This is a genomic window from Okeania sp. SIO2C2 (assembly GCF_010692625.1).
GTDB classification, from domain to species: Bacteria; Cyanobacteriota; Cyanobacteriia; order Cyanobacteriales; family Microcoleaceae; genus Okeania; species Okeania hirsuta.
In genome coordinates, this window is the sequence record NZ_JAAHGM010000025.1 from 1 (window position 1) to 12,300 (window position 12,300).

5 protein-coding genes and 1 pseudogene are annotated in these 12,300 nt (G+C 34.9%); 5 read left to right on the top strand and 1 reads right to left on the bottom strand.

The window, feature by feature from the left end:
* Positions 1–639 precede the first annotated feature (639 nt).
* Positions 640–3,009, bottom strand: coding sequence for an IMS domain-containing protein (locus tag F6K18_RS19890; protein WP_287523232.1), 2,370 nt, complete (start codon positions 3,007–3,009; stop codon positions 640–642).
* A 681-nt stretch (positions 3,010–3,690) separates the two neighbouring features.
* On the opposite strand from F6K18_RS19890, the gene pdhA reads away from it, so the two are divergent.
* From pdhA to F6K18_RS19915, 5 genes and pseudogenes are all read left to right on the top strand, one after another.
* Entirely contained in the window at positions 3,691–4,722 is a 1,032-nt protein-coding gene (pdhA, locus tag F6K18_RS19895; protein ID WP_287523234.1) for a pyruvate dehydrogenase (acetyl-transferring) E1 component subunit alpha, read from the top strand.
* Between the two features lie 1,537 nt (positions 4,723–6,259).
* Complete coding sequence (locus tag F6K18_RS19900; RefSeq protein ID WP_124146643.1) at positions 6,260–7,495, top strand: HhoA/HhoB/HtrA family serine endopeptidase; 1,236 nt, start codon at positions 6,260–6,262, stop codon at positions 7,493–7,495.
* A gap of 418 nt (positions 7,496–7,913) precedes the next feature.
* Positions 7,914–8,381 (top strand): annotated as a pseudogene (locus F6K18_RS19905) (tripartite tricarboxylate transporter permease); the annotation flags it as partial.
* Positions 8,382–9,447: 1,066 nt separating this feature from the next.
* Complete coding sequence (def, locus tag F6K18_RS19910; RefSeq protein WP_375341332.1) at positions 9,448–9,981, top strand: peptide deformylase; 534 nt, start codon at positions 9,448–9,450, stop codon at positions 9,979–9,981.
* Positions 9,982–11,300: 1,319 nt separating this feature from the next.
* Positions 11,301–11,870 (top strand): TerD family protein, encoded by a 570-nt coding sequence (locus F6K18_RS19915; protein WP_124154806.1) that lies wholly within the window; start codon positions 11,301–11,303, stop codon positions 11,868–11,870.
* The last annotated feature ends 430 nt before the right edge of the window (positions 11,871–12,300 follow it).

The window sequence follows — 12,300 nt, forward strand, 5'->3', positions numbered from 1 at the left end:
ACATTTCATAATTTTTCTGCCTAATTAGCGTTGGCGGAGCCTAGCGGCAGCTATATCGCTCCTTTCTCAAATCATACCTTAATTCACCAACGCCGTTTTTTCCACTAAGAACTTTGTACTGTCCAGTGATCTATAGACATAAGAAAATTTTTGACTCGCGAGAGAAATATGTTCTTCACGTATTTCCTCATCAAAGTAAACCCAAATATTTTTTGGAGTTTTCATACTATCATACTTTCTGATTATTAAGACACTAGATTAAGTAGCATTTTGTAGGATATAATACATGTCCGGTTGAACAGTTATAAATAAACGACGAAGGAGTCAGGAGTCAGGAGTCAGGAGGGAAGAAAGAAGAATAAAGAGAAAGTTTTTTTGATCACGCTCTTATCCGGACATGATATTAGATGGAAGATGGGAAGATTGGGAGATGGGGAGATCAAGACACCTAGAAACAAAAATCTATTGCACAGTTTTAGGTGTGCCACTCCACTACTATTTACTATAACTCTAAATACTTACTCAAGTTTTCCCATCTTTATGTACTACATTTTGTCGTGCGGAATATAGGATAAAAATAGATTTAGCTTCAGGATCATAAGAAGAAAAAAACAAGATATTAGAATTACGACTTAAAAGTTATTGGAGTACATTCCAATTACGAATTTTCCATTTTCCATCTTGACGAACCAAATAGTAACGAACAAGCAAGTTATCATTTTGAGAATTGGTTAATCTGTCATTATCATAAAACTCTACCTTTTCTCTAACTTGAGCATCCACTTGAGCTTGATTGGTATTAGTGTTACTCATATTTAAATTTTTTATCTCTAAACTATGCTCATACTTTCGATAAGAGTTCTCTCGCTTCAAAGCATTAGCTGTAGGTAACCAACGTTCCAGTGCTGGATCCACGAGAATATTTTTTAATTGCTCAGTTTGATGATTAGGACCTAGAGCTGTAGCCTTAGTATCTAACCAACTTTGAATAGCTATGCGTGCGATTTCTTCTTTAATTGGACCTGATGCTGTGAGACTGTCCTGATTAATTTCTGGAATTTCCAATGGAGGTCTATCCAATTGTACCATGGGTTGTTCCCTACCTAAACCCAAAGCATTTGCTAACCAGCCAATAGTTTTTATGGCCACAAACCCAATCAATCCTATTGCTAATAATCCCAAAACTGCTATTAATATTAAACGACCAATCTTAACAGGTTCTCTTCTGGTTGATGTTCTGCGTGGACTTTGCTCAGGCATTGATTGGGGTAATTCTTTACTACCCACTGACATATTTTCATTTAACTGAGGTAAACTACTTCTACTCTTTTCTCTAACTCTCTCTGAATAGCGACTATAGCTCAAGGAATTTCCTTGTTTTTGTATATCTATAGAAGATGATTTATATGTTTCTTGAGGTGACTGATAAGAACTAGCTTCTAGTTGATTCGAAGTTCCTGTGCTAGTTGAGGCCATAGTGGCAGTAGCAGCGTTACCCACACTAGAGATACGTTTTTGTTCCAAATTTAAGGCTGAAGATTGGTCTGTTTCTTTTTGATAGAATGTCTCTTCTGTATCATGACCACGACGGGGTTGAACAACTACCCATTGATTAGTTGCTTCTGCTTCGGCAGGCAAAGCTTCTAGATAAGCTTGAACGTGCTGATCGGCAAAATAGTCTTTCAAAGAAGCTGGCTTGTCAGATAAGTCGCGGAAATGTGGAAAGACTTCCTCCGTCAACCAATGTTCAGCATAGAGACACAAACCTGGTAGTAAATCTGGAGATTCTTGAGAATTTTCTTTAATAAAGGATAAAGGTTCGTGTTCCTGGCTTAGTTCTAACGATCTATTAGCCTCTTCAGTTTGTCCTAAAAGTAATGAACATACAGCTTTCTCTAAATTGACATCTTGACTTCTACCCAATTGCATCAGCATAAACTTAGCCTTACGAATTAAGGCTGGTTGTTTTTGGGCAAACCCTTGAGCTAAAAAAGTATAAACTGCCAAATATGTACCAACGGCAGAAGGACGATGAGCTTCAGACTCAAATAATTTCTTTTGTTCTGCCATGCTTAAATAGTGACGTAGCTGCTGAACAAACTTCAGAAAATCTTCAACCCCTAATCCAGATTGATCATTACCTTGACCATCAATTCCTCCTCTTTCATTCAACATATCTTGAAGAATTTCTAACCCACGGCGACGGTCTAATGCTTTTTCTTCTGGTAGTTCGACTAATTCCATTATTCTATAAGGACGTAGCTTATAGAGGTCAGCTTGTATCTCTCCTCTAATTTGGACAAATAGGTTTTCTCGTAGCAATAATCCCTGACCTGCTTCTAAAGCTGTTGCCGCACTTTCATATTGTCCTTGTTGCCATTGCTCTCTACCTAATTCTAAATTTGCTAAAGCAACCGTTAGGGCAATATCTGGTAGAACTAATACTGGATCTCCAAAACGCCCATCTTTGACAGCAATACTATTATTGATTAGGTAGGGACGAGTCAGCTTTAAGATCAACTCATATTCTCCTAATTCCTGTAAAATTAAGAGAGCACCCACAAACTGTCTATCTTCTATTTCTATACTGGGAGTGTTAGGGTCAAACTCATGGGTAACTGGAGTTTCGCTACCGTGAGAGCGGATACCTCTTGTTAAACGCCTAGAAGCTACTTTTGGAAGGATTTCTTCTGTTTGTTGAAGTTTTGTTTCTTTTTCTTCTTCTTGTTGTACTTTCTCAAGATTTATCTCAGAACTTGGACTTACTTGTTCTAATTCCGGACCGTAGGTTTTACTCAGAAAACTGCCATCGTACGTTTGCCGTTGTTCTAGGTCAGACAGAATAGCATAAGCTTCGTCTACAAGTTGTTTGCGGGCAACTATTGTCGCCTCCGAATACTCTCTTCTCGGAAACTGCTGAGTGCGATCACGATGTGCCTGTCGTAACTGTTCGACAGTAGCCTGAATTGGTAAACCCAAAATTCGGTAATAATCTAATGGAATCCGCACAGTGCACTTCCTCAAAGGCGAGTTAATATAATTTACTATAATTAGCTTATTATGTTAGCCGATAATATCCGATATTGCTAACTAAATTTAGAAAGATTTTTGTCACTTTACCAATCTTTTCGACCACCTCTTAGCTAAAGCACGAGGAATAGTTGGAACAATAACCATTTTGAAAATATTCAAACAGAAATATTCACAATTCCCGATCATCTTTATCTGTAATACAGAAAAACTATATAATTATGTAGGTTCAAAAACTTAGACCCCAGAGCCACAATCTCACATAAGTTTTGATTGTAATGTTTAAGTGCGCCCCGTAGTTTGGATTCGGCTAGAATACATGAGTTTTTTATAGTATCTTCACTACTTCATTATTTAATTCTAGCATCTTAATTACATAAGGAGCCAAATCCTACCCCTATAATTTAGGTTTTATCAACTCTTAATCATATCATATAGCGCTATTGTTAAGACAAACATATTATTTTTTATCTCTTCTCTAAAGCAAAGGATATTTCAAACTTTATGGCACTTTATCAGTAAAAAGCTAGTTACATTTGTTTGCTCTAATACGCAATTCTCCTATAAACTACTAAATATAAATTCATTGGAGCCTTTTACTAAACCTTTAACTTGTAATATAAGATTTATTACTAATAATACTAACTTAGGATAGATAAAATGATCCAAGAACGTACATTACCTACTTTTGATACCAATAGTATAAAAATTTCTAAAGAAGAAGGATTAATACTATACGAAGATATGGTTTTAGGGCGCTTGTTTGAAGATAAGTGTGCTGAAATGTATTATCGAGGTAAAATGTTTGGCTTTGTTCATCTTTATAATGGACAAGAAGCAGTTTCTTCTGGTGTGATTAAAGCTATGCGCCAAGATGAAGATTTTGTTTGCAGTACTTATAGAGACCATGTTCATGCCTTAAGCGCTGGTGTACCAGCACGGGAAGTTATGGCTGAATTATTTGGTAAAGCTACAGGTTGTTCTAAAGGTCGTGGTGGGTCGATGCATATGTTCTCGGCTGAACATAATTTATTGGGAGGTTATGCTTTTGTTGCTGAAGGTATTCCTGTAGCAACTGGGGCTGCTTTTCAGAGTAAATATCGTCGGGAAAGCATGGGGAATGAAGCTGCAGACCAAGTGACAGCCTGTTTCTTTGGAGATGGAGCTTGTAATAACGGCCAATTTTTTGAATGCCTTAATATGGCCACGTTGTGGAAACTACCAATTATTTATGTAGTGGAGAATAATAAGTGGGCAATTGGTATGGCTCACGAACGGGCTACTTCTGAACCTGAGATTTATAAGAAAGCTCATGCCTTTGGTATGGTAGGTGTGGAGGTTGATGGTATGGATGTATTGGCAGTACATTCTGCTGCTCAAGAGGCTGTTGCGAGAGCTCGTGCTGGTGAAGGACCTACTTTAATTGAGGCTTTAACTTATCGATTCCGAGGACATTCTTTGGCTGACCCTGATGAATTACGGGATAAGGAAGAAAAAGAATATTGGTTTTCTCGTGACCCTATCAAACAATTTACAGCTTATCTGACAGAAAATAATTTGGCGGATGTTGCACAGTTGGAAGCAATCGATCAAAAGATTGAAAAGTTGATTGCTGAAGCAGTTGAGTTTGCTACAGGTAGTCCAGAACCAGGAGCAGATGAACTCTATCGCTACATTTTTGCTGAAGATTAATTCACTAAATTATTGACTTAGTTTATCCTCACCTATACTGTCAAATTTTAGTTGTCGGGTTTCTCATGTGTTTTGCCAAAAAGACTTTATTTATATGTGGAAACCCGAAATATTTAGATTGATAAAAAGGTTTTTTATTGGTGATTTAAAATTAAATTAATAGCAATTCTATAGTGGTAAACAAGTAGTTATTTTGACATTTTATCTCTTGAGATTAAAAGGGTTAGATAGACTAATATTAATGCTTCTATAGGAATACTTGATCATCATTTAGCTTGTTCATAATTCAGAAGTCAATAACAAAAGTAATTTTGAATAAAATTTTTTTTAGCGTTAGATTTATATCTTGTCATCATTTTTTTTATTAATAAGCAGCCATTAAATAAATCATAGGTGTATGCAGAAATGATATGAAACTGATTTGTGTAAAAACAACCGGATATTTTTTTTAGGGATAGTAAATATAGTATAGCGCTGTGCGCAGGCAACAGGCAACAGGCAACAGGCAACAAGGGGAATAAAAAACCATAATATAAGACTTTTAGCTATTGGACAGTTCTTGTAATTTGTAAATATTCCAGCGCACATTGCTATAAAGGTTAATAGAGAGGTAATAGTAGATTAATTTATATGTAACTTAGTAAGTAGTCATAGAAAATTAATTGTATATTTAATGACCGGGTTAAATAATTAGACAAAATCATTTTTATATTTTTATATCTATTGCTCAAGTATACAATTATATTTTTCTTCCCTACTTCCTACTCTCTACTCCCTACTAACAAATATTAAATAAATTTGGCACAAGTACTTATGATAATTATTTGATAAAAATTAACTAATTGAAAGTTGAACGTTGCATTTTCATCACCCTATTTACCCCAAGGTAGTTAGAGCTTAATTTGTGTTTTCTGCCTTAAATATAAAATTTAATCCCTCGCAGATATTGTAAGTATTTAACCTTTTTCTTATATTTTTCCATAGGCGTTGCTGAATCAAGCTATGAAAATTAAATTGGGCAAAGTCTAAAATCCTTTTGAGTTATTTTGAGTTAATAGTTAGGCGATTCCCGTGCGCGTTCCGTACCGAAATCGCTATTCAAGAAAGATCATAGCAAAAATCAGCAACACCCTTTTTTTATCTTTTTCCATACACTTATTTTTCCCTCTCTTGGTGTGGTACAGGGTGAGTTAGTGAGGTATTCAGGTCTCCACAAGTAGATCAACTAATGAAATTTAGGGGGTCGCACTGCTGCTCCGGTACTACTTCTTCGGTCTATGTAGGAATATTTTATGAAAATGGTATAAAAAACTTAAGTATAGGTGTGGAATCACTAACTCTAAATAACCGGACATCATTTTCGATCAGTGTTAAATTTAACATATCGCTATCTCATGTAAACATTCAGCAGTAAAAAATAAGTAATAAACCCCAGAGGTATTGTAGTAAAAATTAAAGAAAAATTATTCATCAGGAAGCTAAACCCTAATTATTCATTCTTAACAGACGAACCAATTACAAACATAAACAAATAACAATGAAAAGAACCACAGACAAAGTATTTTGGCAACAACCTTTAACCTATCTATTAATACTGGCAGGAGCTGGAGGAGCATTGTTGGGCCAACGTATTATATTCCCACAGACAACTAGCTCTTCGGAAAATTCAACACAGATCGTTCAATCATCTTCTAATAATTATGGTATTCCTAACTCAGAAAACTCTAATTGGTTACCAGTTAGAGCACCTATTTCCAATGGTAACTTTATTGTAGATGCAGTCCAAAAGGTTGGTCCGGCAGTAGTTAGGATTAATGCTTCTCGAACATTCAGTCAACGACCTAATATGTTTGGTCGAGGAATACCAGAAGATTTCTATGGTTATGAACCTCCCTCACGTTCTGGACCAGTTGAGCGAGGTACTGGCTCTGGTTTTATCATTAGCTCTGATGGTAATATCCTCACTAATGCTCATGTTGTAGAAGGTTCAACGACTGTGGAAGTTGTCCTTAAAGATGGCCGTCGCTTACAAGGTAGAGTTTTGGGCACAGACTCTATAACTGATGTAGCTGTGATTAAAATAGATGCTAATAACCTTCCTAGCGTAACTGTGGGAGATTCAAATAACCTGCAACCTGGAGAATGGGCGATCGCTATTGGCAACCCTCTGGGTCTAGATAATTCTGTAACAGTTGGTATTATTAGTGCTACGGGTCGTTCTAGTAGTGATGTGGGTGTTCCAGATAAGCGAGTAGGATTTATTCAGACAGATGCTGCGATTAATCCTGGTAATTCTGGTGGCCCTCTACTCAATCAAAATGGTGAGGTGGTTGGCATTAATACAGCTATTATTGATGGCGCTCAAGGCTTAGGATTTGCAATTCCTATCAATAATGCTCAACAAATTGCTCAACAATTAATTAAGGGGGGTAAAGCAGAACACGCTTATTTGGGTATTGCGATGCAAACTCTGACACCGGAACTTAGGCAAGAACTCAACCGAAACTTAAGTACAAATGTTCGGTTATTCAGCGACCAAGGGGTATTAATTATGCAAGTTGTGCCTGGATCTCCTGCGGATAGAAGTGGTTTACAACCAGGAGATATAATTCAAAGAATTGACAATCAAACTATTACTGAATCTGAAAATGTACAACAAATTGTTCAGAATAAAACTGTGGGTAGTTTGTTGGATTTGGAAGTTAATCGTAATGGTCAGAACTTAAGTTTTCAGTTGCGTACTGGTAACTTACCATCTCGATTAAGAGGATAGTTTAGAGGTTATTTGGGCTTTGTTGCGGGGTAGTGGTACATTTTAATAGACATCTCCAGAAACTAAATTTTAGTCTAGTAATTGCAAAGGTTTGAGATTGATTTTCCTAGATGTCTAATGTTAGTAGTCCATTGTAATTATTTTTGTAATAGGGCAAGGCAGTGGGAGCATTTTGCTCCCGTTCTAGGAATTGCTAGTTCTCATCCATCTACTAAGTAAAACATGGTAAATTTTGGGCGCTATGTATCAAATTGTAAATTAGCTCAAAAGTTTATATTCAATGGCTTTAGGGGTTTTTGGATTAAGTATGCAACGTCTTTTTTTTAGCTTGCTCTACTTAATTATTTGGTAATCTTTACTCACCCAAAAGAAAATTGACACCAGAAATATTTTTGTGAAATGAAAGGAACAAACTTTTGGTAAAGGAGATTTTCGGGGTTTAGCTGCCCCAGAAGCAGCTAATAATGCAGCGGCAGGGGGAGCTTTTGTCCCCATACTGACTTTAGGAATTCCAGGTAGTGGTACTACTGCTATTTTACTGGGTGCATTATTACTCTATAGTATTCAGCTCAACCTAATGTTATTTACCCAACAGCCGGAAATTGCTGGAGGACTAATTGCTTCAATGTATATAGGGAACTTAATGTTGTTGTTCCTAAATCTTTCTTTGGTAGGTTTGTTTGCTCGTATTTTGCTCTTGCCTAATTGGCTGCTAGTAGCTGGAATAGCAGTAATGGCATTTATTGAGGTTTTCTCTATCCACGGTAGTATTCTGTCTATTTTGTTAATGTTAGCCATCGGAGTCTTTGGTTATTTCTTGCGCAAATTACAATATTCTTTGACACCTTTTCTCTTAAGTTTTGTCCTAGGTGAATTAATGGAATAAAATTTGCGTTGGGCACTTGCTATTAGCGGTCGCTAATACCAGTTTGAAAAAAGAATGCTATAAAAAGTGCATCTCGATCATATCTGTTGAAAAACAGCTTCTCCAGTTCATTTTAGATGGTTATATCTATCGTTTTTCCTTTTTTTTCAATATTTATTCCTTCTTAATTCTTCCTTATTCCTTCTTTCTTACTTCTACTATTTGTAACAAACGTTGATCAAATTGGTATAAATCGGAATTCTGTTTCAGAATCAAATTTCTCAAAGTCTTTGGATGAGTCTATCCCAGTAATAAGATTTTTGCTAAAAACCCTAAATATTTTGAGAGTTAAAAACGAAAAATCAAGGTTTTCAAACAAATTTTACTTAAACAAATAACCCTGTTAAAAATAGTGGGATAGGTTCATACTTACTGTTAGTATGGTAATACTATTGCCAATTGTGAGACTTCTTCTTAAGCGAAGGAAATTATTTTCGGAGACTTCCAAGTAATTAGAGTGATTGCTCAAACAGTAATCATTCAGGTATTAGCTGGTCAGCTTTTCCTGCGGAATACTACACAAAAAGCTTTTCGGTTGGTAAAAAAGCACCAAGTAATTAATAAGGAAGATTAGCTAATTTGCTTTGAAAGTAACTTTTAATTTTTGCTCAATTTTTCAACTCTGATTCTTCCTTCAAAGATAATTTTTTGGTAGTTCTACATAGTAATGGTAAATGTGGATGAACGACGCCTAGCAAGGGAGCAAGATGCTTCCATTTCCCTTCCCATTGACCAAAATAATTACAATAGACCATCATGACAATGCCCCACTACCAACTTTTTAATACCTGACGGCTGAATACTTACCTCAAACAGAAAAAGTTGCCCTTGAATTTATTTACGATTTAAACCCTATAGAAGCTTATATAATAAACATAGACTTGAATAAATTTTAAAACTATAACGTCTTAGATAAGTAGTTTGAAATACTCACAAATCTGTAAGTTGTGACAAAGTAGGGAGTAGAGGAATCAATAAAAAATATTTATTCCCTTTTTTTTGATGAAAATTAGTAGAGGAAAAAATTATGGAAGTATTACAAGTAGCTCAGTTAGGCAATGAAATATTGCGATGTCAAGCTCAACCTGTTAATAATATTTGGGATCAAAATTTACAGCAAATAATTGATAATTTAATTGCCACAGTAATTGAAACAAATGGTGTGGGAATTGCTGCTCCACAAGTTTCAATTAGCGATCGCTTATTCATTGTTGCATCTCGACCCAATCTCAGATATCCAAATGCACCCAAAATGGAGCCAACAGCTATGATTAATCCTAGATTAATATCTCATTCAGAAGATAGAGTCAAGGAGTGGGAAGGTTGTTTAAGTGTGCCAGGAATTAGAGGTTTAGTACCAAGATATAGAGTAATAAACGTAGAATATACTAATCGAGAGGGAAAACTTCAAAGACAAGAATTAACAGATTTTGTTGCTAGAATTTTTCAGCATGAATACGATCATCTAGAAGGTCTAGTATTTTTAGACCGTGTGGAAAGTACCACAGATTTAATGACAGAAGATGAATATCAGAAACAAATTATTCAATCAAGAAATTAGGAGGTAGGAATTAAGGGGAGATTTCCAGAGTGTTCAGCAAAATATTTATCAGCGAAAAGAAGGAATACACTGTAAATACCTAATCTCTAACAAGAATGACAAAATTTATATAGCAATCAGGAATCATATGTGAGAATTTGACTATTCCTTAAAAGTCTAGTGTGTAGCGTTTTTTATTTCGATCGGATACAGTTTTTTTTCTTTCCTATTTCCTGTTTTCTGTTCCCTAAAAATCTATAATTTATCACAATTACTGATTAGATACAAAATTAGCTTATTTTAAGGAGTAGGGATTAGTAATTCGGTTTCGGTGGGAATAGAAAAGTAAGCATTTCCTACGGAATGCTGCGCAAACAGCTATTAGCTGTCAGTTCGAGCGCAATAAAACTCTCACCTGAATCCTTACTAAATAAATATAGACTTTAACCTCAAAGGAACCTGCTTTTGTAAGATTTAATTATCACCGTATTCTGGCTTAATAATACCCCTTAATATAGGGTTTAATAAAGCTCAGAAGCAATAGCTGATAGCTGAATGCTGACGACTGAATACTTACATAGAAAAGAAGAAAAACAACTGTACCTTAGTAACTTGAGAAATGCTATAAAATAAGATGGCTATCTATATTATACTTGCAAATCAATTATCATTAGTTCAATGAATAATCCAAATTTTCCTTGATGGTAAAACCAATTTTTCCGCTTATAGTAGGCTTTTAATATCAAAAAAATAATGTATAAATAGTTCTTGAAAATAGTATAGTTTATTTAGGATTTGCTCAAAAAATTGAGATATTGTAGTCTCAATATGATTGATCAATCTTAAGAAGATGATTAAGTAAAACTTGAGGTATTTCATACTAGCAAAAACAATAAACTTTTTGAAGATAAAACAGTCTAGTAATAGGTTTAAACTAAGGATAAAACTTAAGCATTCAGCCGTCATCTATTAGCTATTGCCTTTAGTTTTAGATAAAAGGTTTATTAATTGAGTCAAAATTAAATCTTAACTACAAAAATATCCTTTAAAGTCTATATTCATTAAACCCCCTCCTTAAGGTTGGGATATTATTGCTAATAGCTGACAGCTAATAGCTTAATGGTTACGATAAAACTTTTCTCTGTTCCCAATCCTAATCAGAGAAATTTTTTGGTAGATACTATTTAGGTTTTCATCTCATTACTAAATAGTAAAAGTTGGTTGGAATCATATTTTTGTCATAATTATAAATCTTAATTAAAATTTGGTTGTAATCCTTTTCCGTAATCAGAGTTGTGCTAGTTGTAGTTAAAAATAGTAAATAAATCGAGGAAATATTTATGAGTATTAATCTTAGTAAAGGTGAAAGAGTTAGTCTGTCCAAAGAAGCGCCTGGAATGAAAAAAGCTGCAGCAGGTTTAGGATGGGATGTAAATGTCTCAGATACAGGTTCAGATTTTGACCTTGATGTTTCTGTGTTTATGTTAGGAGCAAGTGGCAAAATTCCTCAAGAGAAATATTTTGTTTTTTATAATAATCTTAAATCTGCTGATGGTTCAGTAGAGTCTATGGGAGATAGTCGGACAGGAAAAGGAGAGGGAGATGATGAGACTGTCACTGTAGATTTATCAAAGGTTGATTCGACAATTGAAGAAATTATTTTTGTTGTTACTATATATGAAGCAGACAAAAGAAGGCAAAACTTTGGGCAAGTGAGAAATTCTTACATCAGAATTTATGATGGGGAAACTCAAGAAGAGATAACTAAGTATGAACTAGAAGAAGATTTTTCTAGGGAAACAGCTATAGAGTTTGGGAAATTGTATAAAAAAAATGGTGAATGGAAATTTCAAGCAGTAGGAGAAGGTTATAATTCTGGCTTAGAAAATTTTGTACAAAAATATACCTAGTTAATTGATTCGGTGAATTATTCATGGGGAAAAAATAACTCTGATAAAATAGAAATAGGGTAAGTATTCAGCTCTTAGCAGTTAGCTATCAGCAATCATATCCCCACCTTTAACCTTTAAAGGAGAGGTTTAAATGAATACTGCTTGCGGTGAAGAGAACCTACTTTAGCAGTAACTTTTAATTCTCTCTCAATTTCAAAGGTTGCTTTTGCCTCAGACCTTCGGCAATAGCTAATGGCTAATAGCTGATTGCTTTTAGCTTCGCATTCCGCAGAAAATGCTTACGAAATAGGTTTAGTTTAGAAAATAGCTGCGAGTATATGTTTGAAAATCTACTCAAGAATTTGAGAGTTTAAGTAACATAGACATTGCCTCAACTCAAAATTTACTTGATTTGCTATTTGCTAAACTTTACCCCCATGAATTATTC

Bases quoted from the DNA above. Each gene is read 5' to 3' on its own strand.
- F6K18_RS19900 (WP_124146643.1), top strand. From the start codon at position 6,260: ATGAAAAGAACCACAGACAAAGTATTTTGGCAACAACCTTTAACCTAT.
- F6K18_RS19915 (WP_124154806.1), top strand. From the start codon at position 11,301: ATGAGTATTAATCTTAGTAAAGGTGAAAGAGTTAGTCTGTCCAAAGAA.
- def (WP_375341332.1), top strand. From the start codon at position 9,448: ATGGAAGTATTACAAGTAGCTCAGTTAGGCAATGAAATATTGCGATGT.
- pdhA (WP_287523234.1), top strand. From the start codon at position 3,691: ATGATCCAAGAACGTACATTACCTACTTTTGATACCAATAGTATAAAA.